This is a genomic window from Rubrivivax benzoatilyticus JA2 = ATCC BAA-35 (assembly GCF_000190375.1).
Classification (GTDB): domain Bacteria; phylum Pseudomonadota; class Gammaproteobacteria; order Burkholderiales; family Burkholderiaceae_C; genus Rubrivivax; species Rubrivivax benzoatilyticus.
Map to the genome: position 1 here is coordinate 33,716 of NZ_AEWG01000160.1, position 26,596 is coordinate 60,311.

At 69.6% G+C, this 26,596-nt stretch carries 25 protein-coding genes; 11 read left to right on the forward strand and 14 right to left on the reverse strand.

Annotated features, from left to right (window positions below):
* Positions 1-30: 30 nt before the first annotated feature.
* From RBXJA2T_RS18940 to RBXJA2T_RS18955, 4 genes are all read right to left on the reverse strand, one after another.
* Positions 31-867 (reverse strand): CDP-alcohol phosphatidyltransferase family protein, encoded by an 837-nt coding sequence (locus tag RBXJA2T_RS18940; protein ID WP_009859040.1) that lies wholly within the window; start codon positions 865-867, stop codon positions 31-33.
* 104 nt (positions 868-971) lie between these two features.
* Positions 972-1,988: a ketol-acid reductoisomerase gene (gene ilvC / locus RBXJA2T_RS18945; protein WP_009859041.1), complete on the reverse strand. Its 1,017-nt coding sequence runs from the start codon at positions 1,986-1,988 to the stop codon at positions 972-974.
* A 92-nt stretch (positions 1,989-2,080) separates the two neighbouring features.
* A complete protein-coding gene (gene ilvN / locus RBXJA2T_RS18950; protein ID WP_009859042.1) occupies positions 2,081-2,572 on the reverse strand; it encodes an acetolactate synthase small subunit in 492 nt (163 codons plus the stop codon).
* A gap of 164 nt (positions 2,573-2,736) precedes the next feature.
* Positions 2,737-4,509 carry an acetolactate synthase 3 catalytic subunit gene (locus RBXJA2T_RS18955; RefSeq protein ID WP_029718321.1) on the reverse strand — a complete coding sequence of 591 codons (1,773 nt, stop codon included), beginning with the start codon at positions 4,507-4,509 and terminating at the stop codon, positions 2,737-2,739.
* Positions 4,510-4,761: 252 nt separating this feature from the next.
* Between RBXJA2T_RS18955 and RBXJA2T_RS18960 the strand changes: the two genes are divergently transcribed.
* The 6 genes from RBXJA2T_RS18960 to RBXJA2T_RS18985 are packed head-to-tail and all read left to right on the forward strand — an operon-like array spanning position 4,762 to position 8,013.
* Positions 4,762-5,328, forward strand: coding sequence for an RNA polymerase sigma factor (locus RBXJA2T_RS18960; protein WP_009859044.1), 567 nt, complete (start codon positions 4,762-4,764; stop codon positions 5,326-5,328).
* Positions 5,325-5,747, forward strand: a complete 423-nt coding sequence (locus tag RBXJA2T_RS18965) for a DUF3619 family protein (RefSeq protein WP_009859045.1) — start codon at positions 5,325-5,327, stop codon at positions 5,745-5,747. Before RBXJA2T_RS18960 ends, RBXJA2T_RS18965 begins: the two co-directional genes overlap by 4 nt.
* Positions 5,744-6,451: a DUF3106 domain-containing protein gene (locus tag RBXJA2T_RS18970; protein WP_009859046.1), complete on the forward strand. Its 708-nt coding sequence runs from the start codon at positions 5,744-5,746 to the stop codon at positions 6,449-6,451. The genes RBXJA2T_RS18965 and RBXJA2T_RS18970 overlap by 4 nt, the downstream gene beginning before the upstream one ends.
* Positions 6,452-6,460: 9 nt before the next feature.
* The gene (locus RBXJA2T_RS18975; RefSeq protein WP_009859047.1) at positions 6,461-6,982 is read left to right on the forward strand and encodes an RDD family protein; all 522 of its coding nucleotides are present in this window, start codon (positions 6,461-6,463) and stop codon (positions 6,980-6,982) included.
* A 4-nt stretch (positions 6,983-6,986) separates the two neighbouring features.
* The gene (locus RBXJA2T_RS18980; protein ID WP_009859048.1) at positions 6,987-7,397 is read left to right on the forward strand and encodes a diacylglycerol kinase; all 411 of its coding nucleotides are present in this window, start codon (positions 6,987-6,989) and stop codon (positions 7,395-7,397) included.
* A 13-nt stretch (positions 7,398-7,410) separates the two neighbouring features.
* Positions 7,411-8,013: an LOG family protein gene (locus RBXJA2T_RS18985; RefSeq protein WP_009859049.1), complete on the forward strand. Its 603-nt coding sequence runs from the start codon at positions 7,411-7,413 to the stop codon at positions 8,011-8,013.
* Positions 8,014-8,091: 78 nt separating this feature from the next.
* Here RBXJA2T_RS18985 and RBXJA2T_RS18990 read toward each other — a convergent pair whose 3' ends face one another.
* Together RBXJA2T_RS18990 and RBXJA2T_RS18995 are read right to left on the reverse strand one after the other, a co-directional pair.
* Positions 8,092-8,430 (reverse strand): P-II family nitrogen regulator, encoded by a 339-nt coding sequence (locus RBXJA2T_RS18990; protein ID WP_009859050.1) that lies wholly within the window; start codon positions 8,428-8,430, stop codon positions 8,092-8,094.
* Between the two features lie 39 nt (positions 8,431-8,469).
* Positions 8,470-10,128 carry an NAD+ synthase gene (locus RBXJA2T_RS18995; protein WP_009859051.1) on the reverse strand — a complete coding sequence of 553 codons (1,659 nt, stop codon included), beginning with the start codon at positions 10,126-10,128 and terminating at the stop codon, positions 8,470-8,472.
* 15 nt (positions 10,129-10,143) lie between these two features.
* Between RBXJA2T_RS18995 and RBXJA2T_RS19000 the strand changes: the two genes are divergently transcribed.
* On the forward strand, positions 10,144-11,331 hold the full coding sequence (locus RBXJA2T_RS19000; protein ID WP_029718320.1) for a GNAT family N-acetyltransferase: 1,188 nt from the start codon (positions 10,144-10,146) through the stop codon (positions 11,329-11,331).
* A 17-nt stretch (positions 11,332-11,348) separates the two neighbouring features.
* On the opposite strand, the gene ppa is transcribed toward RBXJA2T_RS19000, so the two are convergent.
* The gene (gene ppa / locus RBXJA2T_RS19005) at positions 11,349-11,891 is read right to left on the reverse strand and encodes an inorganic diphosphatase (protein ID WP_009859053.1); all 543 of its coding nucleotides are present in this window, start codon (positions 11,889-11,891) and stop codon (positions 11,349-11,351) included.
* Between the two features lie 261 nt (positions 11,892-12,152).
* Here ppa and RBXJA2T_RS19010 point away from each other — a divergent pair, with 261 nt between their 5' ends.
* From RBXJA2T_RS19010 to RBXJA2T_RS19020, 3 genes are all read left to right on the forward strand, one after another.
* Positions 12,153-14,324: a sodium-translocating pyrophosphatase gene (locus RBXJA2T_RS19010; protein WP_029718319.1), complete on the forward strand. Its 2,172-nt coding sequence runs from the start codon at positions 12,153-12,155 to the stop codon at positions 14,322-14,324.
* A 55-nt stretch (positions 14,325-14,379) separates the two neighbouring features.
* A complete protein-coding gene (locus RBXJA2T_RS19015) occupies positions 14,380-14,652 on the forward strand; it encodes a hypothetical protein (RefSeq protein WP_009859055.1) in 273 nt (90 codons plus the stop codon).
* Between the two features lie 76 nt (positions 14,653-14,728).
* Complete coding sequence (locus RBXJA2T_RS19020; protein ID WP_009859056.1) at positions 14,729-16,054, forward strand: ABC1 kinase family protein; 1,326 nt, start codon at positions 14,729-14,731, stop codon at positions 16,052-16,054.
* A gap of 1 nt (position 16,055) precedes the next feature.
* Here the strand turns inward: RBXJA2T_RS19020 and RBXJA2T_RS19025 are convergent, their stop codons facing one another.
* The 7 genes from RBXJA2T_RS19025 to rimP form a co-directional block, all read right to left on the reverse strand.
* Positions 16,056-16,937: a DMT family transporter gene (locus RBXJA2T_RS19025; RefSeq protein WP_009859057.1), complete on the reverse strand. Its 882-nt coding sequence runs from the start codon at positions 16,935-16,937 to the stop codon at positions 16,056-16,058.
* 137 nt (positions 16,938-17,074) lie between these two features.
* Positions 17,075-18,904: a translational GTPase TypA gene (gene typA / locus RBXJA2T_RS19030; protein WP_009859058.1), complete on the reverse strand. Its 1,830-nt coding sequence runs from the start codon at positions 18,902-18,904 to the stop codon at positions 17,075-17,077.
* Positions 18,901-19,908, reverse strand: coding sequence for a tRNA pseudouridine(55) synthase TruB (gene truB / locus RBXJA2T_RS19035; RefSeq protein WP_009859059.1), 1,008 nt, complete (start codon positions 19,906-19,908; stop codon positions 18,901-18,903). The genes typA and truB overlap by 4 nt, the downstream gene beginning before the upstream one ends.
* A gap of 10 nt (positions 19,909-19,918) precedes the next feature.
* Positions 19,919-20,284, reverse strand: coding sequence for a 30S ribosome-binding factor RbfA (gene rbfA, locus RBXJA2T_RS19040; RefSeq protein ID WP_009859060.1), 366 nt, complete (start codon positions 20,282-20,284; stop codon positions 19,919-19,921).
* A 103-nt stretch (positions 20,285-20,387) separates the two neighbouring features.
* A complete protein-coding gene (infB, locus tag RBXJA2T_RS19045; protein ID WP_009859061.1) occupies positions 20,388-23,300 on the reverse strand; it encodes a translation initiation factor IF-2 in 2,913 nt (970 codons plus the stop codon).
* A gap of 55 nt (positions 23,301-23,355) precedes the next feature.
* Positions 23,356-24,834: a transcription termination factor NusA gene (nusA, locus tag RBXJA2T_RS19050; protein WP_009859062.1), complete on the reverse strand. Its 1,479-nt coding sequence runs from the start codon at positions 24,832-24,834 to the stop codon at positions 23,356-23,358.
* Positions 24,831-25,415, reverse strand: a complete 585-nt coding sequence (gene rimP, locus RBXJA2T_RS19055; RefSeq protein ID WP_009859063.1) for a ribosome maturation factor RimP — start codon at positions 25,413-25,415, stop codon at positions 24,831-24,833. Before rimP ends, nusA begins: the two co-directional genes overlap by 4 nt.
* Positions 25,416-25,747: 332 nt before the next feature.
* On the opposite strand from rimP, the gene fabI reads away from it, so the two are divergent.
* The gene (gene fabI / locus RBXJA2T_RS19060) at positions 25,748-26,530 is read left to right on the forward strand and encodes an enoyl-ACP reductase FabI (RefSeq protein WP_009859064.1); all 783 of its coding nucleotides are present in this window, start codon (positions 25,748-25,750) and stop codon (positions 26,528-26,530) included.
* Positions 26,531-26,596: the final 66 nt, after the last annotated feature.

Here is a 26,596-nt window from a genome sequence, read left to right on the forward strand (position 1 = left end):
TCACGCGACGAATGTAGCACAGCGCCGTGCTCACGGATGCAGGCCCTTCTCGTCGGGATCGTCGGTGGAGGTCGAGATCACGCTCGCCGGCTGGCCCTTGAAACGCCGCCAGGCGAACACCGCGTAACCCGACAGCCCGTAGAGCACGAAGATACCGAACAGCACGCGCGGCGGGTCCAGCGCGATCAGCGCGATCGCCAGCATCACCGCGACCAGCACGACGAAAGGCACGGTGCGCCGGCCACCGAGCGTCTTGAAGCTGTAGAACGGCGCGTTGGTCACCATCGACAGCCCGGCATACAGCGTGACGGCAAACGCCGTCCATTCGAGCCAGGGGATCGAGTAGACGTCGCGGAAGCCCGCGTCGTCGAAGACCCAGACCATGCCGATGACCAGCGCCGCCGCCGCCGGGCTGGGCAGCCCCTGGAAGAAACGCCGGTCGACGACGCCGATGTTGACGTTGAAGCGCGCCAGCCGCAGTGCGGCGCCGGCGACGTAGACGAAGGCCGGGATCCAGCCCAGCTTGCCCAGGTCCTTCAGCGCCCAGACGTAGACGATCAGCGCCGGCGCGGCGCCGAACGAGACCATGTCCGAGAGGCTGTCCATCTGCTCGCCGAAGGCGCTCTGCGTGCGCGTCATGCGCGCCACGCGGCCGTCCATCGCGTCGAGCACGGCCGCGACGAAGATCGCGATCGCGGCGGCCTCGAAGCGGCCGTTGATCGCCATCACGACGCCGTAGAAGCCGGAGAACAGCGCCGCGAGCGTGATCGCGTTGGGCAGCACGTAGAGGCCCCGGCGCGGCCGTCGCGCGGGGGCGGCGTCGGCCTCGGCGTCGTCGTCGCCGGGAACCTGGGTGTCGTCGGTCATCCGGTCGAGCATAAACGCGACCGGGGCCGCATGCGGCCCCGGGGACTTGCACTTCGGCCAGCGCCCCGCGTGTCTCGCACGCGGGGCTGCCGTTCAAGACCGCGTCAGTTGCGCGACTTGTCGACCAGCTTGTTGGCCTTGATCCACGGCATCATCGCGCGCAGCTGCTCGCCGACGACCTCGATCGGGTGCTCGGCGGTCAGGCGACGGCGCGAGGTCAGCGTCGGGGCGCCGGCCTTGTTCTCGAGGATGAAGCTCTTCGCGTACTCGCCGGTCTGGATGTCCTTCAGGCACTGGCGCATGGCGTTCTTCGTGTCCTCGGTGACGACACGCGGGCCGGTGACGTACTCGCCGTACTCGGCGTTGTTCGAGATCGAGTAGTTCATGTTGCCGATGCCGCCTTCGTAGATCAGGTCGACGATCAGCTTGAGCTCGTGCAGGCACTCGAAGTACGCCATCTCGGGCGCGTAGCCGGCTTCCACCAGCGTCTCGAAGCCGGCCTTGATCAGCTCGACGGTGCCGCCGCACAGCACGGCCTGTTCGCCGAACAGGTCGGTCTCGGTCTCTTCGCGGAAGCTGGTCTCGATGATGCCGGCCTTGCCGCCGCCGTTGGCCGCGGCGTAGGACAGCGCCAGGTCGCGCGCCTTGCCCGACTTGTCGGCGTGCACGGCGATCAGGTGCGGCACGCCGCCACCCTGCTTGTAGGTGTTGCGCACGGTGTGGCCCGGGGCCTTGGGCGCGACCATCCAGACATCGAGGTCGGCACGCGGCACGACCTGGTTGTAGTGCACGTTGAAGCCGTGCGCGAACGCGAGCGAGGCGCCTTCGCGGATGTTGGGCTCGACGTCGTTGGCGTAGACGCTGGCGATCTGCTCATCGGGCAGCAGGATCATGACGACGTCGGCGGCCTTCACGGCCTCGGCGACTTCGGCGACCTTCAGGCCGGCGGCCTCGGCCTTGGCCCAGCTCGCGCCGCTGCGGCGCAGGCCGACGGTGACCTTGCAGCCGCTGTCGTTCAGGTTCTGGGCGTGGGCGTGGCCTTGCGAGCCGTAGCCGATGATGGTGACGTTCTTGCCCTTGATGAGGCTCAGGTCGGCGTCCTTGTCGTAATAGACCTTCATGGGGTTCTCCGTTCTCTAGTCAGACGCCCGGCCGCGATTGGCCGGGCAGGTTTCCGGGCGATGGGCGGCCACGGGGCCGCCGGGGCGCCGCCTCAGATGCGCAGGATTCTTTCGCCGCGGCCGATGCCGCTGGCACCGGTGCGCACGGTTTCCAGGATCGCCGCGCGGTCGATCGCGACGAGGAAGGCGTCGAGCTTGGACGAGTCGCCCGTCAGCTCGATCGTGTAGCTCTTCTCGGTGACGTCGATGATGCGGCCGCGGAAGATCTCCGCCATGCGCTTCATCTCCTCGCGCTCCTTGCCGACGGCGCGCACCTTGATGAGCATGAGCTCGCGCTCGACGAAGCTGCCTTCGGTCAGGTCGACGACCTTGACGACCTCGATCAGCCGGTTCAGGTGCTTGGTGATCTGCTCGATGACGTCGTCGCTGCCGGTGGTGACGATGGTCATGCGCGACATCGACGGGTCTTCGGTCGGGGCGACCGTCAGGCTCTCGATGTTGTAGCCGCGCGCCGAGAACAGCGCGACGACACGGGACAGGGCGCCGGCTTCGTTCTCGAGCAGCACCGCGATGATGTGTTTCATGGTCTCGTCCTTGCGCGGATCCTCGAGCCTGCGGCGGTAACCGCCGGCCCTTCACCGCGCCGTTGGATCGTTGGGAAGATGCAGTCCGCAGGGGTTCGCGGCACCGGCTGCGGCGGCCGGCGGCGGCGCGGTAACGCCGTCGCCGCCGACGCGGCCCGTGCCGGTCACAGGTCTTCGGACTTGAGCTGCATCTCGCTGATGCCCTTGCCGGCGTGCACCATCGGCCACACGTTCTCGGTCGGGTCGGTGCGCACGTCGAGGAACACGGTGCGGTCCTTGAGCCGCATCGCCTCCTTCAGCGCGCCTTCGACGTCGGCCGGCCGGTCGACGCGCAGGCCGACGTGGCCATAGGCCTCGGCCAGCTTGACGAAGTCGGGCAGCGCGTCCATGTAGCTGTGCGAGTAGCGGCCGCCGTAGATCAGCTCCTGCCACTGCCGCACCATGCCCAGGTAGCGGTTGTTCAGCGAGACGATCTTCACCGGCGTCTTGTACTGCAGGCAGGTCGACAGCTCCTGGATGCACATCTGGATCGAGCCTTCGCCGGTGATGCAGAAGACGTCGGACTCCGGCTTGGCGAGCTTGATGCCCATCGCGTACGGCAGGCCCACGCCCATCGTGCCCAGGCCGCCGGAGTTGATCCAGCGCCGCGGCTCCTCGAAGCCGTAGAACTGCGCCGCCCACATCTGGTGCTGGCCGACGTCGGAGGTGATGTAGGCATCGCGGCCGCGCGTCAGGCGGGCCAGCGTCTGCACCACCATCTGCGGCTTGATCACGTCATCGCTGGGCTCGTAGGCCAGGCACTCGCGCTTGCGCCACTCGTTGATCTGGCCCCACCAGGAGGAGATCGCCACGGTGTCCGGACGGGCGTGCGACTCCTTGATCTGGGCGATCAGCTCCTGCAGCACGTCCTTGACGTCGCCGACGATCGGGATGTCCACGCGCACGCGCTTGGAGATCGACGACGGGTCGATGTCGACGTGGATGATCTTGCGCTCGACCTGGGCGAAGTGCGCCGGGTTGCCGATGACGCGGTCGTCGAAGCGCGCGCCGACGGCCAGCAGCACGTCGCAGTGCTGCATCGTCATGTTGGCTTCGTAGGTGCCGTGCATGCCGAGCATGCCCAGGAACTTCGGGTCGCTGGCGGGAATCGCGCCCAGCCCCATCAGCGTGTTCGTCACCGGGAAGCCGAGCAGGTCGGCCAGCTGGCGCAGTTCGGCCGCGGCTTCGCCGAGCACGACGCCGCCGCCGGTGTAGATGTACGGGCGCTTGGCCTGCAGCAGCAGCTGAACGGCCTTGCGGATCTGGCCGCTGTGGCCCTTGCGAACCGGGTTGTACGAGCGCAGCTCGACGGTCTGCGGGTACTGGAACGGCGCGGTGTTCAGCGACACGTCCTTGGGCACGTCGATGACGACGGGGCCCGGGCGGCCGGTGCGCGCGATGTGGAAGGCCTTCTTGATCGTCGAGGCCAGCTCGCGCACGTCCTTGACGAGGAAGTTGTGCTTGACCACCGGGCGCGTGATGCCGACGGTGTCGCATTCCTGGAAGGCGTCCATCCCGATCGCGGCCGTCGGCACCTGACCGGTGATGATGACCATCGGGATCGAGTCCATGTAGGCCGTCGCGATGCCGGTCACGGCATTCGTGACACCCGGGCCCGAGGTGACGAGGGCGACGCCGACGTTGCCGGTGGCGCGGGCATAGCCGTCGGCGGCATGCACCGCGGCCTGTTCGTGGCGTACCAGGACGTGCTGGATGCTGTCCTGCTTGTACAGCGCGTCGTAGATGTAGAGAACCGATCCGCCGGGATAGCCCCAGAGGTACTGGACCCCTTCGGCCTGCAGGCTGCGAACCAGGATTTCAGCGCCGTTGAGCACGGCGGGAGGAGAAGACGGTTGTGCCGAAGCGGCACGCTTGACTTCCGCGGCGGAGATGTCCATTTCCGAACCTTTGCGAATTTCTCTGACGAAAATCCATCGGTGCCCCTCCTCGCGCCCTCGTGAGGCGGATTCGGAACTGCGCGCGGTCTGGGAACTGCCGTCCGGGTCGGACGGCGAGCGAGACCAAAAGAGCGTTGTGCGACCGGGGATTATGCACCGGCGCCGGGCGTCGCCCCGCCAAGGTGCCCGCCGCGGGCCCCGCGTGCATAATGCGCCGCGCCCGAAACCGGGGTGCAGAACCCCGTCCGCGCGTTGGCTTCCGACAAAGAACTTTCCGATTTCCTCAAGAGCGTCGAGAGGCGCGCGTTCAAGCGCGCCGCCTTCGCCGTGCGCGACGAGGACGCGGCGCTGGACATCGTGCAGGACTCGATGATCCGCCTGGCCGAGAAGTACGCCGAGCGGCCCGCGGCGGAGTTCCCGATGCTCTTCCAGCGCATCCTGTCGAACGCGACGATGGACTGGTTCCGTCGCCAGAAGGTGCGCAACGCGGTCATCCAGAACCTCTCGGACTTCGAGGGCGAGGACGGGGACGGCGACTTCGACCTGCTCGAGACGCTGCAGGTCGTCGAGGACACCCTGGGCACCGAGAGTGCCGCCGAATCGGTGTCGCGGGACCAGATCTTGCGTCTCATCGAGCACGAAGTGGCCGGCCTGCCCGACCGTCAACGCGAAGCCTTCCTGCTGCGTTACTGGGAGGAGTTCGACGTGGCCGAGACCGCGGCGGCGATGGGCTGCTCCGAAGGCAGCGTCAAGACCCATTGTTCCCGTGCGGTCCACTCGCTGGCCAAGGCCCTCCGACTCAAGGGAATCGCGCCATGACCCAAACCAGCTTCACCGACGCGGACGTCCTGCGCGCGCGCTTCGCGGCGCGCATCGCCGCCAGCCTGACCGAGCGTGCCGACGAGCTTCCGCACGACCTGACGGAACGCCTGCGCGTGGCCCGCGAGCAGGCGCTGTCCCGTGCGCGCGCCGTGCGCCGCGAGGTCGCGGCCGAGTCCGTGGTGAGCGTTGCCGGCGGCGCCGCCGCCCGGAGCGGGCCGCCGTGGTGGCAGCGGCTGGCCATCGTGCTGCCGCTGGTGATGCTGGTCGCCGGTCTGGTGCTGATCCGCGAGCACGACCTGCGCGAGCAGATCATGGCCGCCGCCGACATCGACTCCGTGCTGCTCGCCGACGACCTCCCGCCGGACGCCTACTCCGACCCCGGATTCGCCGAGTTCCTGAAGACGCAGCAACCGTGACCTTCCGCCCGGCCGTCATCGCCGCCCTCGTGATCGCGGCCGTGTTCGCCACGGCCGCGCCGGCGCATGCGGCCGAGGCCGACCCGTCCTGGGCCCAGCTGTCGGCGGCGCAGCGGCGCGCGCTGGCACCGCTGCAGCAGGACTGGCCGAACATCGACTCGACCGGCAAGGAACGCTGGCTGAGCGTCGCCGCGCGTTTCCCCAAGATGAGCCAGGCCGAGCGCCAGCGCGTGCAGGAGCGCATGGCGGCGTGGACCCAGATGACGCCGTCGGAGCGTGCCCGCGCGCGGCTGCAGTTCCAGCAGGTGCGCCAGCTCTCGGCCGAGGACCGCCAGGCCCGCTGGGACGCCTACAGGGCGCTGCCCGACGACCAGCGCAAGCAGCTCGCCGAACGCGCCGTGCCGCCCAAACGCACGCCCTCGCGTGTGCGTGAAGGCGACGACGAGGACGGAAAGCCCAAGCGCAACATCGTCACGTCGCCGCGCCCGCCGTCGCCCAAACCCGTCGCGCCGGCCGTCATCCAGGCCGCCCCGGGGGCGACGACGACGCTGATCACCTCCCGCCCCTCCTCGCCTGCGCACCACCAGTCCGGGATGCCCAAGATCATCGCCACCGACGATTTCGTGAACCCGGTGACGATGCTGCCGCGCCGCGGCCCGCAGGGCGCTGCGGTACGCTCGCAGGCTGCCTCCGAACCGCGCTGACCCGTCTCGATGATCGTTCTGCCTCCCGCCGCGGGTGACCACCCGACCCCGGCGCTGATCCGCCGCCTCGCCTGTTTCGTCTACGAGGGCATCCTGCTCTTCGGTGTCGTGATGGCCGCCGGCCTCGTCTACTCGCTGGCCACCAACCAGCGCAGCGCGCTGCAGGGGCAGTTGGGGCTGCAGGTCTTCCTGTTCCTCGTCTTCGGCCTGTACTTCGTCTGGTTCTGGAGCCGCACCGGCCAGACGCTGGCGATGCAGACCTGGCACATCCGCCTCGTGCAGCGCGACGGCCAGCCGGTGAGCGTGGGCCGCGGCATCGTGCGCTACCTCGTCTGCTGGGTCTGGTTCCTGCCCTGGCTGGCGATCGCCCATTTCGCCGGCCTGCACAGCAACGGCCAGGTCTTCGGGCTGCTGACGCTGGGCATCGTCGTCTGGGCGGCCTTGTCGCGGCTGCACCCGGACCGCCAGTTCTGGCACGACGCGCTCTGCGGCACGCGGCTCGTCGCGTGGCGTGCCAAGTCCAAGGACTGAGCCCATGGATCCCGGCAGCCCGCCGCCGCGGGGCGGCCAGGCGAACCCGCACAAGGGACGCACCGGCCTGGACCGCATCCGGCGCGCCGCCGGCTATTCGGCCGCAGGCCTGTCGGCCGCCTTCCGCGGCGAGAGCGCGTTCCGCCAGGAGGTCTTCGCCGCGGCACTGCTGCTGCCGGCGGCGTTCTGGCTCGGGCGCTGCTGGGTCGAGGTCGCGCTGCTCGCCGGCAGCGTCGTGCTGGTGCTGATCGTCGAGCTGCTGAACTCGGCGATCGAAGCCGTCGTCGACCGCGTCGGCTTCGAGCTGCACGAGCTGTCCAAGCGGGCCAAGGACCTGGGCAGCGCGGCGGTGATGCTGTCGCTGCTGCTCGCCGGCGGCATCTGGCTGGGAGCGCTGTGGCAGCGTCTGGCCTGAGACAATCCGGGCCATGAACGACATCGCGCCCCCGCCCCCCTTCACCGTCTGCGTCTACTGCGGCTCGCGCCACGGCCGGCGCAGCGCCTACACCGAAGCCGCCCGCGTGCTCGGCCGCTCGATCGGCGAACGCGGCTGGCAGCTCGTCTACGGCGGCGGCAAGGTCGGCCTGATGGGCGAGGTCGCCGACGCGGTGCTGGCCGCCGGCGGCCGTGTCGTCGGCGTGATCCCCGAGTCGCTGATGAAGCGCGAGGTCGGCCACCCCGGCCTCAGCGAACTGCACGTCGTGCCGACGATGCACAAGCGCAAGCAGATGATGGCCGAGCGCGCCGACGCCTTCGTCGCGCTGCCGGGCGGCATCGGCACGCTGGAGGAGCTGTTCGAGGTCTGGACCTGGCGCCAGCTGGGCTACCACGACCAGCCGATCGGCCTGCTCGACGTCGACGGCTTCTACGAGGGCCTGCTGGCCTTCATGCAACGCACCGTCGACGAAGGTTTTCTCTCGGAAGCCCAGCAGGCGGTGCTGCAGGTCGAGACCGACCCGCTGGCGCTGCTGGACCGGCTGGCGGCGCTGGCGCAGCGCGCCGGCGGCCCCGACCACTTCGGCCGCATCTGAGCCCTTGAACGACAACGGGGCACTGCTCGCGCAGCGCCCCGTTGTTCTGGACAGCGCCCGGCCACGGCCGGGCCGACCTCAGACCGCCGACTCGTCGGTCTCGCCGGTGCGGATGCGCACCACCTGGTCGACCGAGGTGACGAAGATCTTGCCGTCGCCGATCTTGCCGGTCTTGGCGGCCTTGACGATGGCGTCGAGGCAGCGCTCGACGTCGGCGTCCTTGACGACGACCTCGATCTTCACCTTCGGCAGGAAGTCGACGACGTACTCGGCGCCGCGGTAGAGCTCGGTGTGGCCCTTCTGGCGGCCGAAACCCTTGACCTCGGTGACGGTCAGACCCGAGACGCCAACCTCGCCCAGTGCTTCGCGGACTTCTTCGAGCTTGAACGGCTTGATGACGGCGGTGATCTGCTTCATGCGGGGAACTCCGGGAAAAGACGATGGACTGACGGGAATTTAAGCACGGAACCTCGACGTGATGGGGTAACGCCAGTCGCGTCCGAAGGCCCGATGGGTGATGCGGATGCCGACCGGCGCCTGACGCCGCTTGTACTCGTTGATCTTGATGAGCCGGGTGACACGTTCGACGTCGGCACGCTCGAAGCCGGCGGCGACGATCTGCTCGACGCTCTGGTCGTCTTCCATGTAGCGCGCCAGGATCGCGTCGAGGACCTCGTAGGGCGGCAGGCTGTCCTGGTCGGTCTGGTCCGGGCGCAGCTCGGCCGACGGCGGGCGCGTGATGATGCGCTGCGGGATGACCTCGGCGCCTTGCGCGTTGCGCCAGTTCGCCAGGCGGTAGACCAGCGTCTTGGCGACGTCCTTGATGACCGCGAAGCCGCCGGCCATGTCGCCGTACAGCGTGCAGTAGCCGGTCGCCATCTCGCTCTTGTTGCCGGTGGTCAGCACGATCGCGCCGGTCTTGTTCGACAGCGCCATCAAGAGCGTGCCGCGGATGCGCGCCTGCAGGTTCTCCTCGGTCGTGTCCTCGGCCAGCCCGGCGAACTGCGGCGCCAGCGCGGTGCGGAAGGCGTCGAACATCGGCGCGATGTCGATCTCGTCGTAGCGCACGCCCAGGCGCGCGGCCATGTCGCGCGCGTCGATCCAGGAGATGTCGGCGGTGTACGGCGACGGCATCATCACCGCGCGCACCTTGTCGGCGCCGAGCGCGTCGACGGCGACGGCCAGCACCAGCGCCGAGTCGATGCCGCCGGACAGGCCGATGATCGCGCCGGGGAAGCCGTTCTTGCCGAGGTAGTCGCGCACGCCGGTGACGAGCGCGTCCCAGGCCTGGCGGTCGAGGTCGGGCGCTTCGGCGACCGGACCGACGGGGCGGGCGTCGGCGTCGAAGTCGACGACCAGCAGTTCCTCGGCGAAGGTCGCGGCCCGCGCCCTCACCTCGCCCGCCGCGTCGAGCGCGAACGACGCGCCGTCGAAGACGACCTCGTCCTGGCCGCCGACCAGGTGCGAGAACAGCAGCGGCAGGCCGACGTCGCGCGCGCGCTCGGCCATGCGGGCCTGGCGTTCCTCGGCCTTGCCGAGGTGGAACGGCGAGGCGTTGAGCACGCACAGCACCTGGGCGCCGGCGTCGCGCGCCAGGCGCGCGGGCTCGTCGAACCAGGCGTCCTCGCAGATGACGACACCGAAACGCAGGCCTTCGCAATCGAAGACCAGCGGCGGCAGGCCGGCGTCGCGCCCGGAGGCGAAGTAGCGGCGTTCGTCGAAGACCTGGTAGTTGGGCAGTTCGCGCTTGCAGTAGGTGGCCTGCACGCGTCCCCCAGCCAGCAGCGAGGCCGCGTTGTAGCGCTGCTGCACGGTCACGGACTTGGTCCTAAGATCGCCGCGCTCGCCGAACTGGTGCGGGTGCCCGACGACCAGATGCAGCCCTTCGCAGTCCCGCAAAACATCGGCCAGCGCCGCCAGCGCGTCGGCGCAAGCCTGCATGAAGGCCGGGCGCAGCAGCAGGTCCTCGGGTGGGTAGCCGGTCAGCGCCAGCTCAGGGGCCAGCACCAGGCGCGCACCCTGCGCGTAGGCGCGGCGGGCGGCGTCTTCGAGGCGACGGGAGTTGCCGGCGAGATCACCGACGACGGCGTTGAACTGGGCCAGCGCGACCTTCATCGACGGCTCCGCTGAATGTCACGAGGGCTCACGGGACAGGATTATCACATCGGGGTCGAGGCCGACCCGGGACGGCTGGACGCGCGGGCCTGGAACACGCTGCTCGACATGCAGCCCGCACCGACACCCTTTCTGCGCCACGAGTACCTCGCGGCATTGCACGCGTCGGCCAGCGCGGTGCCGGCCACCGGCTGGACACCCCGTTTCCTGACGCTGCACGACGCGGCCGGCGAACTGGCCGGCGCCGCGCCGCTGTACCTGAAGACCCATTCCTGGGGCGAATACGTCTTCGACTGGGCCTGGGCCGACGCCTACCGCCGCCACGGGCTGCGCTACTACCCCAAGCTGCTCGGCGCGGTGCCGTTCACGCCGGTGCCCGGCACGCGGCTGATGGCGCGCGACGAGCCGGCACGCGAGGCGCTCGTCGCCACGATCCGAGAGTTCGCCGACGAAGCCGGGCTGTCCTCGGCCCACGTGCTCTACGTCGACGACGCCGACCGCGCGGCCTTCGAACGCGCCGGCTGGATGCTGCGCGAGAACCTGCAGTTCCACTGGACGCGCGACGAAGCCGACCCCGCGGCCGACTTCGACGCCCTGCTCGCCCGGCTGCAGCGCGACAAGCGCAAGAAGATCCAGCAGGAACGCCGCCGCGTCGCCGAACTCGGCATCGAGTTCAGCGTCCACGAGGGCGAGGCGATCGACACCGCGCTGTGGGACTTCTTCCATCGCTGCTACACGCTGACCTACGCGGCGCACCAGTCGACGCCTTACCTGACACGCGACTTCTTCGCCCGCATGCAGGCGACGATGGCGCGCCACTGGCTGGTGTTCGTCGGCCGCCGCGACGGCCGGCCGGTCGCGGCCTCGCTGGTGGCGATCGACCGCGAACGCGGCGCCGCCTGGGGCCGCTACTGGGGCGCGGTCGAGCCGCTGCCCTTCGTGCACTTCGAGGCCTGCTACTACCAGCCGCTGGCCTGGTGCCTGGCCAATGGCTTCAGTCGCTTCGAAGGCGGCGCCCAGGGCGAGCACAAGATGGCCCGCGGGCTGCTGCCGGTGCGCACGAGCTCGGCGCACTGGCTGCGCGACGAACGTTTTGCCGGCGCGGTGGCCGAATTCCTCGCCCGCGAGGGCGAGGGCGTGGCGGCCTGGGAGGACGAGCTGCGCGAGCGCAGCCCGTTCAAACGCGGGGAACCCGAGGGCTGAGCCCGCGCGCAGGACGCTCAGGCGCCCGGGTGTTCCTTGGCCCAGTTGGCCATGCCGGTGCGCACTTCCTCGCGCGCCGACTCCGGGCCTTCCCAGCCCAGCACCTTGACCCACTTGCCTTCCTCGAGATCCTTGTAGTGCTCGAAGAAGTGCTGGATCGCCTTCAGGCGCGCCGGGTTCAGGTCTTCCGGCTTCTGCCAGGACGAGTACAGCGACAGGATCTTGGCCGTCGGCACCGCCAGCAGCTTGTTGTCGCCGCCGGCTTCATCGTCCATCTTCAGCACGCCGATCGGGCGGCAGGTGACGACCACGCCGGGGATCAGCGGCACCGGGGTGATGACGAGCACGTCCACCGGGTCGCCGTCGTCGGCCAGCGTGTTCGGCACGTAGCCGTAGTTGCACGGGTAGTGCATCGCCGTGCTCATGAAGCGGTCGACGAACAGCGCCCCCGAGTCGTGGTCGACCTCGTACTTGATCGGGTCGCCGTTCATCGGAATCTCGATGATGACGTTGAACTCGTCGGGCGCCTTGGCGCCGGGGGTCACGTTGTGCAGGCTCATGCAACGGTCTCGGGCAGGAGGAGAAAAGAGAGGAGAGAGCGAGAGAAAGATCGGGGCGCGATTCTAGGCGCCACGCTTGCCCTCGCCTGACGCGCGACGGCCTTGACCCGGCTCAGGCAGGCACTCGGACATAGGAAAACCCCCAACCGAGCGTGATAGCCTTCACATAGCATGCCGCGCCAGCCGGCCCGAAGCGCCCGGGCGGCGTGCAGGAGATAGAGAGAAGAGACTAGGCCCGAACGAGAGGAAGGAGCTCTTTCCATGACGACGAGTTTGGCGCTGTACATAGCGCTGGGGTGCGGCCTGGTGGCCGTGCTCTACGGGTTCATCCAGCGGGGATGGATCCTCGCGCAGGACGCCGGCAATGCACGAATGCAGGAAATCGCCGGCGCCATCCAGCAAGGCGCTGCGGCGTACCTGGCGAGGCAATACAAGACAATTGCCATCGTCGGCGCGGTGCTCGCGATCCTGATCTTCTTCTTCCTCGGCGGCCTAACGGCCGCCGGGTTCGTTTTGGGGGCCGTACTTTCCGGCGCCTGCGGCTTCATCGGGATGAACGTCTCGGTGCGCGCCAACGTGCGCACCGCGCAGGCCGCCACCAAGGGCATCGGCCCGGCGCTCGACGTCGCGTTCAAGGGCGGTGCGATCACCGGCATGCTCGTCGTCGGCCTGGGGCTGCTGGGCGTCGGCATCTTCTTCCTGCTGATCGGCGGCGTCGCCAACCCGGACAGCGCGACGCTCAAGCCGCTGCTCGGCCTGGCCTTCGGCTCGTCGCTGATCTCGATCTTCGCGCGCCTGGGCGGCGGCATCTTCACCAAGGGCGCCGACGTCGGCGCCGACCTGGTGGGCAAGGTCGAGGCCGGCATCCCCGAGGACGACCCGCGCAACCCGGCGGTGATCGCCGACAACGTCGGCGACAACGTCGGCGACTGCGCCGGCATGGCCGCCGACCTGTTCGAGACCTACGCCGTGACGCTGATCGCGACGATGGCGCTGGGCGCGCTGATGGTCGTCGGCAGCGGGGGCGCGGCGGTGGTCTATCCGCTGCTGCTCGGCGGCGTGTCGATCATCGCGTCGATCGTCGGCTGCGCCTTCGTCAAGGCCAGCCCCGGCATGAAGAACGTGATGCCGGCTCTGTACAAGGGCCTGATCGTCGCCGGCGTGCTGTCGCTGATCGCCTTCTACGTCGTCACGACGATGATGTTCCCCGCCGGCCTGACGCTGGCCGACGGCAGCGTCATCGGCACGACGGCGCTGTTCGGCACCTGCGTCGTCGGCCTGCTGCTGACGGCGGCGATGGTCTGGATCACCGAGTACTACACCGGCACCGACTACGCGCCGGTGAAGCACGTCGCGCAGTCCTGCACCACCGGCCACGCGACGAACATCATCGCCGGCATCGGCGTGTCGATGAAGTCGACGGCCTGGCCGGTGATCTTCGTCTGCCTGTCGATCCTGGCCGCCTACTGGCTGGCCGGCCTGTACGGCATCGCGATCGCCGCGACCTCCATGCTGAGCATGGCCGGGATCGTCGTCGCGCTCGACGCCTACGGCCCGATCACCGACAACGCCGGCGGCATCGCCGAGATGTCCGAACTGCCCGACAGCGTGCGCGACATCACCGACCCGCTGGACGCCGTCGGCAACACGACCAAGGCCGTCACCAAGGGCTACGCGATCGGCTCGGCCGGCCTCGCGGCGCTGGTGCTCTTCGCCGACTACACGCACTCGCTCGAGGCGCGCGGCATCATGGCCTCGTTCGACCTGAGCAACCCGAAGGTCATCGTCGGGCTGTTCCTCGGCGGCCTGATCCCCTACCTCTTCGGCGCGATGGCGATGGAGGCCGTGGGCCGCGCCGCGGGCTCGGTGGTGCAGGAAGTGCGCCGCCAGTTCCGCGACATCCCGGGCATCATGGAAGGCACGTCCAAGCCCGAGTACGGCAAGGCGGTCGACATGCTGACCGTCGCGGCGATCAAGGAGATGATGATCCCGTCGCTGCTGCCGGTCGCGGTGCCGGTCGTCGTCGGCATGGCGCTGGGCGCCGAGGCGCTGGGCGGCCTGCTGATGGGCACCATCGTCACCGGCCTGTTCGTCGCGATCTCGATGTGCACCGGCGGCGGTGCCTGGGACAACGCCAAGAAGTACATCGAGGACGGCAACCACGGCGGCAAGGGCAGCGATGCCCACAAGGCCGCGGTCACCGGCGACACCGTGGGCGACCCCTACAAGGACACCGCCGGGCCGGCTGTCAACCCGCTGATCAAGATCATCAACATCGTCGCGCTGCTGATCGTGCCGCTGCTGCCGATGGCCACCTCCCCGGCCAAGGCCACGCACGCCGAACCGGCACCGATCGTGCAGCCGGCCGAGACCGCGCCGGCGATGCCGGCCGCGCCGACGGCCGAGCCCTCGGCCCCGGCGGCCTCGCAGTAAGCTCGCGGTCTTTCCCGCACGTGCCGGCGCCCTCGGGGCGCCGGCCTTTTTTCCGATGTCCGAGAAGCCTCCCGAGGTCGCCCCCGAGCTGCCGCGATTCCGCCCGATCCCGCGCCGGCGCCGGCTGCTGCTCGTCGCGCTGGCGATCGCGACCGCGATCACGGTCGTGTCGATGCTGCTGGACCCGCCCGGCCGCCCCGAACACCCGCGCGACACCCAGGTGCGCGAATGCCCGACCGGCCGCGGCGTCAACTGCGTCGGCGGCAAGGCCCAGGTGCTGCTGCTGGCCCCCGACGCGCCGAGCGCTGCCGCCTCCGCTGCACGCTGAGCCGCTGCGTGCTCCAGGTCACCGACACGCCGGCCGCAGCCGTGTGCAATGCCGGCATCGCCCTGCCCGCCTCCCGATGACCGCCAAACGCCCGCCCCGCACCGCCACCGTTCCCCAAGGCCGCACCCGCCGGCTGCTGCACTTCGGCCGCGCCGTCGGTGAACTGGCCGCGGGCGCGGCCGCCGAGGGCCTGTCGCGGCTGGCCCGCGGCCAGGTGCCCAAGGCCTCGGCGATGATGCTGACGCCGGCCAACGCGAGCCGGCTCGCCAACCGGCTGTCGCGGCTGCGCGGCGCGGCGATGAAGTTCGGCCAGCTGATGTCGATGGACGGCCACGGCGTGCTGCCGCCGCAGTTCACCGAGCTGCTGGGCTCGCTGCGCGACCAGGCCCACGTGATGCCGGCCTCGCAGCTCGCCGAGGTGCTGGAACAGGAGTACGGCGTCGGCTGGCACCGGCGCTTCCGCCAGTTCAGCTTCGAGCCGGTCGCCGCGGCCTCGATCGGCCAGGTGCACCGCGCGACGACGCACGACGGCCGCGTGCTGGCGCTGAAGATCCAGTACCCCGGCGTGCGCGAGAGCATCGACAGCGACGTCGCCAACCTCGCGCTGCTGGCCAAGACGCCGGGCCTTGTGCCCGCCGGGCTGGACCCGGCCCCGCTGTTCGAACGTGTGCGCCGCGTGCTGCATCAGGAGACCGACTACGTCGCCGAGGCCCGCGCGCTGGCCGAGTACCGCGAGCGCCTCGGCGACGACGAGCTCTTCGTCGTGCCCGAGGTCGACGCCGAACACTCGACCGGGCGCATCCTGGCGACCAGCTTCCAGCCCGGCGACACGATCGACCACCTCGCGGCGCCGGGCGTGCCGCAGGCCCACCGCGACCGTGTCGCCGAGGCGCTGTGCCACCTGGTCGTGCGCGAGATCTTCGAGCTGCGCCTGGTGCAGACCGACCCGAACTTCGCCAACTACCTCTACGACCCCGAGACGCGGCGCGTCGCGCTGCTGGACTTCGGCGCGACGCAGACCGTGAGCCTGCAGCGTGTCGAGCACCTGCGCGCCCTGGGCCGCGCCATGCGCGACCAGGACGCCGACGCGATGACGCGCGCCGCGCGGCGCGCCGGCTTCATCGCCGAGACCGACCCGCCCGATCAGGCGCGCGGCGTCGTCAATCTGATCCTGACGATCGGCGAACCGCTGGCACACGACCGGCCGTTCGACTTCGCGCGCTCGGATCTCTTCAAGCGCAGCTTCGAGGCCGGGCGCGAGCAGTTCTTCGGTGACGGCTTCTCGCACGCGCCGCCGCCGGATCTGGTGTTCCTGCAGCGCAAGATGGTCGGCGTGTTCATGCTGTGCACGCGGCTGAAGGCGCGCGTGAACCTGGCGCGCCTGTTCGGCGCCCAGCTCTAGCTCAGGACAGCACGCGGCGGCGCATGCCCAGCCACTCGTTGGCGGCCAGCGCCCCCAGCACCAGCAGGCCGCCGGCGAGCACCGCCGAGTCGGGCGCCTCGCCGGCGCCCAGCCAGGCCCAGCTGACGCCGAAGATCACCTCCAGCAGCCCGAGCAGCGACATCTCGGCCGCCGGCAGCACGCGCGAGACGGCCACCGCGATCAGGCAGGGCACCGCGAGCTGCACCGAGCCCAGCAGGGCCAGCAGCCCCAGGTCATGGCCCGAGGCCTGGAAAGGCCAGGCCAGCGGCAGCGTCACCAGCGCCGACAGCGTCGCGCCGATCAGCACCGCCGGCAGCATGTCGGCCCCGGGGTCGTCGCGCCGCGATTGCAGCGTCGTCCAGTTGATCGCCGCGGCCACCGGCACCGCCAGCGCGACCAGCGTGCCGGCCAAGTGGCGCGCGTCGCCGGCATGCAGATGCTGGCCGTACATCCAGGCGATGCCGGCGCCGGCCACCGCGATCGCGCCCCAGGTGCGCGCCGGCAGCCGGTGCCCGAGGGCGAAACGCGCCAGCAGCGCCGTGAACAGCGGCCCCAGCGCCATCGTCACCAGCACGTTGGCCACCGTGGTCAGCGTCAGGCCGACCATGAAGGCCGTGTACATGACGCTCCAGCAGACGCCCGACAGCCACAGCGTGCGCCCGCCGTCGCGGATCGAGCGCCACAGCGGCACCGGCCCGCGCAGCCACGACAGCAGCGCGAGCAGCGCCAGCGCATTGAAGGCGCTGCGCCAGAACGTGACCTCGAAGCTGCGCGCCGCCTCCAGGTGGCGCGTGACGACGCCCGCGATGCTCCACATCAGCGTGGCGACGATCATCAGCAGCACGGCGTTGCGACGAGACACGGCGGGGACGATTCAAGAGGCTCGCGCAGCGAGCCGGGCAAAGACCTGGCTAGACGCCCCCCTCCCGGAGGGGGGCTGCGGGGGAGCCCACGGAACGGCGAACGCCGAAGAGCGTCCGGATCCGCAAGCGCCCGCGCTCAAGCGCCTTCGCGAGACGCACGCTTGCGATCGTGCTCCTTCAAATGGCGCTTACGGATCCGGATGCTCTTCGGGGTGATCTCGACCAGCTCGTCGTCCTCGATGAACTCGACCGCGTACTCCAGCGTCAGGTCGATCGGCGGCGTGATCTTGATCGCGTCTTCCTTGCCGCTGACACGGAAGTTGGTCAGCTGCTTGGTGCGCGTGGCGTTGACGACAAGGTCGTTGTCGCGGCTGTGGATGCCGACGATCATGCCTTCGTAGGTCGGGTCGCCCGGCTTGACGAACATGCGGCCGCGGTCGTCGAGCTTGCCCAGCGCGTAGGTGATGATCTCGCCGTCGTCCATGCTGATCAGCACGCCGTTCTTGCGCCCGGCGATCTCGCCCTTGTAGGCCTCGTAGCCGTCGAAGATGTTGCTGATCAGGCCGGTGCCGCGCGTCAGGTTCATGAACTCGTTGGAGAAGCCGATCAGGCCGCGCGCCGGGATGCGGTACTCCAGGCGCACGCGGCCGCGACCGTCGACTTCCATGTTCGCGAGTTCGCCCTTGCGCTCGCCCAGGGCCTGCATGACGCCGCCCTGGTGCTGGTCCTCGACGTCGACCGTCACCAGCTCGATCGGCTCCTGGCGCTCGCCGCCGTCGTCGTGGAAGACGACACGCGGCTTGCTGACCGCCAGCTCGTAGCCTTCGCGGCGCATGTTCTCCAGCAGGATCGTCAGGTGCAGCTCGCCGCGGCCCGAGACCTCGAAGATGCCGTCCTCGCCCGACTCCCTGACGCGCAGCGCGACGTTGCTCTGCAGTTCCTTCTGCAGGCGGTCCCAGATCTGGCGGCTGGTGACGTACTTGCCTTCGCGGCCGGCCAAGGGGCTGGTGTTGACGCAGAAGTTCATCGTCAGCGTCGGCTCGTCGACGCGCAGCATCGGCAGCGGCTGCGGGTTGGCCTGATCGGTGATCGTGACGCCGATGCCGAGGTCCTCGATGCCGTTGACGAGCACGATGTCGCCCGGGCCGGCCTCGTCGGCCATCACGCGGTTCAGGCCCTCGAAGGTCAGCACCTGGTTGATGCGGCCCTTGTAGGCGCGGCCGTCCGGGCCTTCCATCACCAGCACGTCCATCGCCGGCTTCAGCGTGCCGCTGTTGACGCGGCCGACGCCGATGCGGCCGACGAAGGTCGAGTAGTCCAGCGAGGAGATCTGCAGCTGCAGCGGCGCGGCCGGGTCACCCTCGTGCGGCGGAACGTGCTTCAGCACGGTCTCGAACAGCGGCGCCATGTTCGTGCCCCAGGCCTCGCCCGGAGCGCCTTCCTCCAGCGCCGCCCAACCGTTCAGGCCCGAGGCGTAGACCACCGGGAAGTCGAGCTGGTCCTCGGTGGCGCCGAGCTTGTCGAACAGGTCGAACGCGGCGTTGATGACGTAGTCCGGGCGCGAGCCGGGCTTGTCGACCTTGTTGACGACGACGATGGGCTTCAGGCCCAGCGCCAGCGCCTTCTTGGTCACGAAGCGCGTCTGCGGCATCGGGCCTTCCTGGGCGTCGATCAGCAGCACGACGCCGTCGACCATCGACAGCGCGCGCTCGACCTCGCCGCCGAAGTCGGCGTGCCCCGGGGTGTCGACGATGTTGATGTGCGTGCCCTGCCAGGTCACCGCGCAGTTCTTCGCGAGGATCGTGATGCCGCGCTCGCGTTCGATGTCGTTGCTGTCCATCACGCGTTCGGCGATCTTCTCGTTGTCACGGAAGGTGCCGCTCTGGCGAAGCAGCTGGTCGACGAGCGTGGTCTTGCCGTGGTCGACGTGGGCGATGATGGCGATGTTGCGGATCTGTCGGGTCATGTCGTGGCCTCGTGCCCGTGGGCGGTCTGGGGCGTGGAGGTGACGGTCTCGGGGATCGAGACCGGCGGGATGGGTTGGAGCTGCGCGGCCACCTCGACGGGGCTGAGCAGGCGGTCGGCGATCAGCTCCCCGCGGGTGATGTGCGCGCTGCCGAGGAAGGCGCGCGGGTCCGGGCCGTAGACGCGCACGGCGCTCGCGTCGGCCTGCGCGGTGCGGCGGCGCTGCCCGGACAGGAAGCGGCCGGCATCGTCGTCGGCCAGCCGCAGGGCGGGCCAGTCGGCGAGCAGGCAGTCGATCGGCCGGATCAGCGCGTCGCGCGCCGCCGGCGTAAGGGTCTCGAGCTCGGCGATCGTCACTGCGCCGTCCAGCGTCAGCGGGCCGCTGGCGGTGCGGCGCAGCGCCGCCAGGTGCGCGCCGCAGCCCAGCGCGCGGCCGATGTCCTCGGCCAGCGTGCGCACGTAGGTGCCCTTGGTGCAGAGCACGTCGAGCACCAGCGTCGGCGCGGTCCAGTCCAGCACCGCGAGCGAGCGGATCGTCACGCGGCGCGGCGTGCGCTCGACCTCGACACCGGCACGCGCGTAGTCGTAGAGCGCGCGGCCCTCGTGCTTCAGCGCCGAGTGCATCGGCGGCAGCTGGTCGATCTCGCCAGTGAACCGCTCCAGCACGGCGGCGATCGCGGCACGGTCGCAGTCGACCGGGCGCTCTTCGAGCACCTCGCCTTCGAGGTCGCCGGTGCTCGTCGTGCGCCCCAGGTGCAGCGTCGCGGTGTAGCGCTTGTCGGCGTCCAGGCTGGCTTGCGAGAACTTGGTCGCGGCGCCGAAACACAGCGGCAGCAGGCCGGTGGCCAGCGGGTCCAGCGTGCCGGTGTGGCCGCCCTTCTCCGCCCGCAGGATGCCCTTGGCCTTCTGCAGCGCGTCGTTGCTCGTCCAGCCGATCGGCTTGTCGAGCAGCAGCACGCCGTGCAGGGCACGGCGCGGCAGGCGGGGCGGACGGGCGTTGCGCATCGCGGCGGACTCAGTCGTCCTTGGCCCGGGTGGCGTTGGCCTTGACGATCAGCGCCGACAGGTCGGCGGCGCGCTCGGTCGTGCGGTCGAAATGGAAGTGCAGCGTCGGCACGGTGTGGATCGCCAGGCGCTTGAACAGGCCGTTGCGCAGGAAGCCGGCGGCTTCGTTGAGCGCCGTGGCGCTGTCCTCGGCACTGCCGACGAGCACCGAGAAATAGACCTGCGCGTGCGCGTAGTCGGGCGAGACCTCGACGCTGTTGAGCGTGACCATGCCGATGCGCGGGTCCTTCAGCTCGCGGATCAGCTCGGCCAGATCACGCTGGATCTGGTCGGCGACTCGGAAGCTGCGGTTGACGGGGGCCTTCTTGTGACGCATCGGGGTGCTCCTAAAAAAACGCGACCCCGCCAAGGCGGGGCCGCTCGAGATCAAGGTCATGACGCTGCCGTCCGGCGCGAGGGCCGGGCGGCAGCCGGGGGACTCACAGGGTCCGGGCCACTTCCTTGACTTCGAAGACTTCGAGCTGGTCGCCTTCGCGGATGTCGTTGTAGTTCTTCAGCTTGATGCCGCACTCGAAGCCTTCCTTGACTTCGCGGACATCGTCCTTCAGACGCTTCAGCGACTCGATCTCGCCGGTGTAGACGACGACGTTGTCGCGCAGCAGGCGGAAGCGTGCGTTGCGGGTCACCTGGCCGGCGGTGATCATGCAGCCGGCCACCGTGCCGATCTTGCTGGCCACGAACACCTGGCGGATCTCGGCCATGCCGATGACTTCCTCGCGCTGCTCCGGCGCCAGCATGCCCGCCATCGCCGCCTTCACCTCGTCGACCGCGTCGTAGATGATGTTGTAGTAGCGGATGTCGACGCCGTTGCCCTCGGCCAGCTTGCGCGCGCCGGCATCGGCCCGCGTGTTGAAGCCGATGACCACCGCCTTCGAGGCGATCGCCAGGTTGACGTCGCTTTCGCTGATGCCACCGACCGCGGCGTGCACGATCTGCACCTTGACCTCGGCCGTCGACAGCTTCTGCAGGCTCTGCGCCAGCGCTTCCTGCGAACCCTGCACGTCGGCCTTGATGATCAGCGGCAGCGTCTGCGCGGCGTCGCCGAGCTGGTCGAACATGTTCTCCAGCTTCGCGGCCTGCTGGCGCGCCAGCTTGACGTCGCGGTACTTGCCCTGACGGAAGGTCGCGATCTCGCGCGCCCGGCGCTCGTCGGTCAGCACGATGAACTCGTCACCGGCCTGCGGCACCTCGGTCAGGCCCTGGATCTCGACCGGCATCGACGGACCGACGGACTCGGTGTTCTTGCCGTCCTCGTCGAGCATCGCGCGCACCCGGCCGTAGCTCGAGCCGGCGAGCACGACGTCGCCCTTCTTCAGCGTGCCGCTCTGCACCAGCACCGTGGCCACCGGGCCGCGGCCCTTGTCCAGGCGGGCTTCGATGACTAGGCCGCGGGCGGCGGCTTCCACCGGCGCCTTCAGCTCCAGCACCTCGGCCTGCAGCAGCACCTGCTCGAGCAGGTTGTCGATGCCCGTGCCGGCCTTGGCCGACACCGGAACGAACGGCGAGTCACCGCCGAAGTCCTCGGGCACCACGCCTTCGGCCACGAGCTCGCTCTTCACGCGCTCGATGTTGGCGTCCGGCTTGTCGATCTTGTTGAGCGCCACGACGATGGGCACCTCGGCCGCCTTGGCGTGCGAGATCGCTTCCTTGGTCTGCGGCATGACGCCGTCGTCGGCGGCCACGACCAGGATGACGATGTCGGTCGCCTTGGCGCCGCGGGCACGCATCGCGGTGAACGCCGCGTGGCCCGGGGTGTCGAGGAAGGTGACGACGCCGCGCGGCGTCTCGACGTGATACGCGCCGATGTGCTGCGTGATGCCGCCGGCTTCGCCCGCGGCGACACGCGCCCGGCGGATGTAGTCCAGCAGCGAGGTCTTGCCGTGGTCGACGTGGCCCATCACGGTGACGACCGGCGGACGCGGCAGCGCCTCGGCGGCGTTGTGCGCGGCGGTCTCTTCCTCGGTGAAGGCTTCCGGATCGTCCAGCTTGGCGGCGAACGCTTTGTGGCCCATCTCCTCGACGAGGATCATGGCCGTTTCCTGGTCGAGCTGCTGGTTGATCGTGACCATCTGGCCCAGCTTCATCAGCTGCTTGATCAGTTCGCTGGCCTTGACGGACATCTTGTGCGCGAGGTCGGCGACGGAAATCGTCTCCGGCACGTGCACTTCCTGGATCTGCTGCTCGGGCGGCGGCGTGAAGTTGGAGCCGCCGTCGCGGTCGCCGCGGCCACCGCGCACGCCGCCACGCGGCGCACGCCAGCCCGGACGCGCACCACCGGCGTCGCCGCGCGTCTTCAGCGCGGCACGCTTCTTCGCGGCGTCGTCGGCCCAGCTCGAGGACAGCTTCTCGGACTTGACCTGCTTCTTGTCGCCCGGCTTGGCGGCCGTCGACGACGGCGCGGCACCCGGGGCGCCCGGCTTGGCGGCCGGCTTGTGGATCGTGCCCTTGATCGCTTCCTTGGCCGCTTCGGGCTTCGGCTCCTCGGGCTTCTTGGCGACCAGCGTCTTGCGCGGCTGGGCCATCATCGCCCGGATGGCGGCGGCCTCGGCCTCGGCGGCCTTGCGCTTGCGCTCGAGCTCGGCCTGACGCGCGGTGTCCTCGGCCGCCTTGTCGGCGGCCTTGACGACACGCAGCACCGGCTTCGGCGGCTCGGCGGGCTTCGCGGGCTCGACCGGCTTGGCCGCCTCGACGGGCTTCGCAGCCTCCGGGGCAGCGGCGGCGCCGGCGGGCTTGGCCGAATCGTTCTGGGCGCGGGCGGCAGCCTCGGCGGCGGCCTTGGCGGCCTCCTCGGCAGCGGCCTTGGCGGCGGCTTCGGCGGCAGCCTTCGCGGCGGCTTCGGCAGCCGCCTTGGCGGCGGCCTCGGCGGCCTCGCGAGCCAGGCGCTCCTGCTCCTCGCGGCGGCGGCGCTGTTCGGCGAGTTCCTCTTCCTGGCGGCGCAGGGCCTCGGCTTCGGCGCGCGCTTCTTCCTCCCGGCGCTGCAGGTCGAGTTCCTCGGCCGTCGGGCCGGCGGTCATCTCGCCGCCGGGGATGTCGTCACGCTTGACGAAGACACGCTTCTTGCGCACCTCGACCTGGATCGTGCGAGCCTTGCCGCTGGCATCGGCTTGCTTGATCTCGGTGGTCGACTTGCGGGTCAGGGTGATCTTCTTGCGCTCGGCGCCGCCGGTGCCGTGCGACGAACGCAGGAACTCGAGCAGACGCTCCTTGTCCGCATCGGTCAGCGCGTCGTCGGGCGACTTCTTGGCGACGCCGGCCGACTGCAGCTGCTCCAGCAGCGCCGCCGTCGGGCGGTTGAGCTGGAGGGCGAACTGGGCGACGGTGGTCACGGCCATTGGGCGGTATTCCTCGGTTTTTTGCAGCGGGCGCGAGCGTTCAACGGTCTGTCGTTCAGGCAGTGAACCAATGCTCGCGCGCCTTCATGATCAGAGCGCGCGCCTGCGTCTCGTCGACGCCGGTCATCTCGACCAGTTCATCGACGGCCAGGTCGGCCAGGTCGTCGCGGGTGTTGACGCCGCCGTCGGACAGCTTGCCGATCAGCTCGGGCGTCAGGCCCTCGAGGTCGCGCAGATCCTGCGACACCTCCTCGACCTTCTCCTCGCGTTCGATCTCCATCGTCAGCAGCGCGTCCTTGGCACGGGTGCGCAGCTCTTGAACGGTGTCCTCGTCGAAGGCCTCGATCTCGAGCATCTCCTGCAGCGGCACGTAGGCCACTTCCTCGAGGCTCGTGAAGCCTTCGGCGATGAGGATGTCGGCGACTTCCTCGTCGACGTCGAGCTTCTCGACGAAGATCTTGCGCACCGACTCGGTCTCGGTGGCCTGCTTGGCCTGCGATTCCTCGGCGGTCATGATGTTGATGCGCCAGCCGGTCAGCTCCGACGCCAGACGCACGTTCTGGCCGCCGCGGCCGATCGCGATCGCGAGGTTCTCCTCGTCGACGACGACGTCCATCGCGTGGCGCTCCTCGTCGACGACGATGCTCTGCACGTTGGCCGGGGCCAGCGCGCCGATGACGAACTGCGCCGGGTCTTCGGACCACAGCACGATGTCCACGCGCTCGCCGGCGAGTTCGGTCGTCACGCCGTTGACGCGCGAGCCGCGCACGCCGACGCAGGTGCCGATCGGGTCGACGCGGCGGTCATGGCTGACGACGGCGATCTTGGCGCGGCTGCCCGGGTCGCGGGCGCAGCTCTTGATCTCCAGCAGGCCCAGCTCGATCTCGGGCACTTCCTGGCCGAAGAGCTCGACCATGAAGCCCGGCGCGCTGCGCGACAGCATGATCTGCGGGCCGCGCTGCGTCGGGTCGACGCCGAGGATGAAGGCCCGCACGCGGTCGCCCGAGCGCAGGTTTTCCTTCGGGATCATCTCGCTGCGCTTCAGGCGCCCTTCGACACGGCCGGACTCGACGATGATGTCGCCCTTGTCCAGACGCTTGACGGTGCCGACGAAGATCTTGTCGCCACGCGCCAGGAAGTCGTTGAGCAGCTGCTCGCGCTCGGCGTCGCGGATCTTCTGCAGGATGACCTGCTTGGCCGCCTGGGCGCCGATGCGGCCGATCGGCACCGAATCGACCGACTCCTCGATGTAGTCGTCGACCTCGATGTCGGCAATCTGCTCCTGGGCCTCGAACAGCAGCACCTCGGCATCGGCGTTCTGCAACCCGGCCTCGTTGGGCACGACGTGCCAGCGGCGGAAGGTTTCGTATTCGCCGGTCTCACGGTCGACCGCCACGCGGATGTCGACCTCGCCGCCGTGCAGCTTCTTCGTGGCCGAGGCCAGTGCGGCCTCGACCGCGCCGAAGACGACGTCGCGATCGACCGTCTTCTCGCGCGAGATGGCGTCCACCAGCATCAGCATTTCGCGATTCATCGCTCCAGACCTCCGTCTACCCCCGGCTCAGTACCGGCCTTGCGGCCGCGCCGGCCTTTGAAATCAACAACCGGGACGAGCCGGGCTTCGCGCACCTCGTCGAGCGAGAACGCCAGCACCTGCTCGGCCTTGCCGTCCTGGAAGACGAGGTTCCAGCCCTCGCCCTCCCCTTTGCCCAGAAGACCCTTCCAATGCTTGCGGCCCTGGAACGGCTGCCGCAGCGTGAGTTCGATCTCCTGGCCCGAAAAACGCTCGTAGTCGGCGGCACGGCGCAGCGGCCGGTCCAGCCCGGGCGACGAAACCTCCAGGCGCTCGTAGTCGACGTTCTCGACCTCGAGCACGTACTGGAGTTGTCGCGTGACCGCCTCGCAGTCCTCGACCGTGACGAATTCGCCTTCGACCGGATAGGCGTGGCCGGGGACGCGGTCGATCGTGACACGCAGCAGCCCGCGACCGGCGCGCTCGACCTCGACCAGGTCGTAGCTCAACCCGGTGACCGTGCGCTCGATCGTGTCGCGCCAGCTGGTGCGACGTTCGTCGCCCGCGGCGCCTGCCTTGTCTGCCGTGTCCGTTCCGCTCAAAAGTGCCCCGTGTCCTGTACCGGTTGCCCGCCCATCGCCGCCCGGTTTCCCGGCGTCGGCGTCGCCCCCGGGGCCGCCGAGGCGTCTTGCCTGCCGCCTGCATGTGATCCGGGGCCGACGGCGGCATCTGCGATGGGCATCCGATGCCCGGCAAACACGACCACGACCCCGGGCAAAGGCGTTCGAGCAAAAAAATGGGCTGGAAGAATCCGCCCACGCCAGCTTTTCCCGGGAAAACGGCATTATAGCCACGGGCCAAACCCTGAGCAAGGGCAGAACATCGGCCGCGCCAAGATGCCAAAATCCACGCCTTCCCCAAGAACGGAGTCAACATGGGTTTCCTTGCCGGCAAGCGCCTGCTCATCACCGGCCTCATCTCGAACCGCTCGATCGCCTACGGCGTCGCCAGGGCCTGCCGCGCCCAAGGGGCCGAACTCGCCTTCAGCTATGTCGGCGAACGCTTCCGCGACCGCATCACCGAATTCGCGCGCGAGTTCGACTCGGAGCTCGTCTTCGAATGCGACGTCGGCGACGACGCGCAGATCGAGGCGATGTTCAAGCAGTTGGCCGAGCACTGGCCGCAGTTCGACGGCTTCGTGCACTCGATCGGCTTCGCGCCGCGCGAGGCGATCGGCGGCGACTTCCTCGAGGGGCTGTCGCGCGAGGCCTTCCGCATCGCCCACGACATCTCGGCCTACAGCTTCCCGGCACTGGCCAAGGCCGCGCTGCCGATGCTCAAGCCGAATGCCGCGCTGCTGACGATGAGCTATCTGGGCGCGATCCGCGCGGTGCCGAACTACAACACGATGGGCCTGGCCAAGGCCTCGCTGGAAGCCAGCGTGCGCTACCTGGCAGCCAGCCTGGGCCCGCGCGGCATCCGCGTCAACGGCATCTCCGCCGGCCCGATCAAGACGCTGGCGGCCAGCGGCGTGAAGGACTTCGGCAAGCTGCTGTCCATCGTCGCCAGCAGCAACCCGCTGCAGCGCAACGTGACGATCGAGGAGGTCGGCAACGTCGCGGCCTTCCTGCTGTCGGACCTGGCCTCGGGCGTGACCGCCGAGATCACCTACGTCGACGGCGGCTTCAGCGAGGCGGTGGTCCGCAACGAGGAGTGAGCTCGCGCCGCGGCCGGGCCGCGGCAGCTCCTGAAAATAGACAGCCGGGTGGCGCGAGCCCCCGGC

Coding starts and splice junctions, on each gene's coding strand:
- ppa (WP_009859053.1), bottom strand. CDS start 11,891: ATGAGCCTGCACAACGTGACCCCCGGCGCCAAGGCGCCCGACGAGTTC.
- RBXJA2T_RS18980 (WP_009859048.1), top strand. CDS start 6,987: ATGGATCCCGGCAGCCCGCCGCCGCGGGGCGGCCAGGCGAACCCGCAC.
- ilvN (WP_009859042.1), bottom strand. CDS start 2,572: ATGAAACACATCATCGCGGTGCTGCTCGAGAACGAAGCCGGCGCCCTG.
- RBXJA2T_RS18940 (WP_009859040.1), bottom strand. CDS start 867: ATGACCGACGACACCCAGGTTCCCGGCGACGACGACGCCGAGGCCGAC.
- rbfA (WP_009859060.1), bottom strand. CDS start 20,284: ATGCGTCACAAGAAGGCCCCCGTCAACCGCAGCTTCCGAGTCGCCGAC.
- RBXJA2T_RS19010 (WP_029718319.1), top strand. CDS start 12,153: ATGACGACGAGTTTGGCGCTGTACATAGCGCTGGGGTGCGGCCTGGTG.
- RBXJA2T_RS19015 (WP_009859055.1), top strand. CDS start 14,380: ATGTCCGAGAAGCCTCCCGAGGTCGCCCCCGAGCTGCCGCGATTCCGC.
- truB (WP_009859059.1), bottom strand. CDS start 19,908: ATGCGCAACGCCCGTCCGCCCCGCCTGCCGCGCCGTGCCCTGCACGGC.
- typA (WP_009859058.1), bottom strand. CDS start 18,904: ATGACCCGACAGATCCGCAACATCGCCATCATCGCCCACGTCGACCAC.
- RBXJA2T_RS18965 (WP_009859045.1), top strand. CDS start 5,325: ATGACCCAAACCAGCTTCACCGACGCGGACGTCCTGCGCGCGCGCTTC.
- ilvC (WP_009859041.1), bottom strand. CDS start 1,988: ATGAAGGTCTATTACGACAAGGACGCCGACCTGAGCCTCATCAAGGGC.
- RBXJA2T_RS18975 (WP_009859047.1), top strand. CDS start 6,461: ATGATCGTTCTGCCTCCCGCCGCGGGTGACCACCCGACCCCGGCGCTG.
- fabI (WP_009859064.1), top strand. CDS start 25,748: ATGGGTTTCCTTGCCGGCAAGCGCCTGCTCATCACCGGCCTCATCTCG.
- RBXJA2T_RS18995 (WP_009859051.1), bottom strand. CDS start 10,128: ATGAAGGTCGCGCTGGCCCAGTTCAACGCCGTCGTCGGTGATCTCGCC.
- RBXJA2T_RS19000 (WP_029718320.1), top strand. CDS start 10,144: ATGTCACGAGGGCTCACGGGACAGGATTATCACATCGGGGTCGAGGCC.
- RBXJA2T_RS18990 (WP_009859050.1), bottom strand. CDS start 8,430: ATGAAGCAGATCACCGCCGTCATCAAGCCGTTCAAGCTCGAAGAAGTC.
- RBXJA2T_RS18955 (WP_029718321.1), bottom strand. CDS start 4,509: ATGGACATCTCCGCCGCGGAAGTCAAGCGTGCCGCTTCGGCACAACCG.
- RBXJA2T_RS19020 (WP_009859056.1), top strand. CDS start 14,729: ATGACCGCCAAACGCCCGCCCCGCACCGCCACCGTTCCCCAAGGCCGC.
- infB (WP_009859061.1), bottom strand. CDS start 23,300: ATGGCCGTGACCACCGTCGCCCAGTTCGCCCTCCAGCTCAACCGCCCG.
- RBXJA2T_RS18985 (WP_009859049.1), top strand. CDS start 7,411: ATGAACGACATCGCGCCCCCGCCCCCCTTCACCGTCTGCGTCTACTGC.
- nusA (WP_009859062.1), bottom strand. CDS start 24,834: ATGAATCGCGAAATGCTGATGCTGGTGGACGCCATCTCGCGCGAGAAG.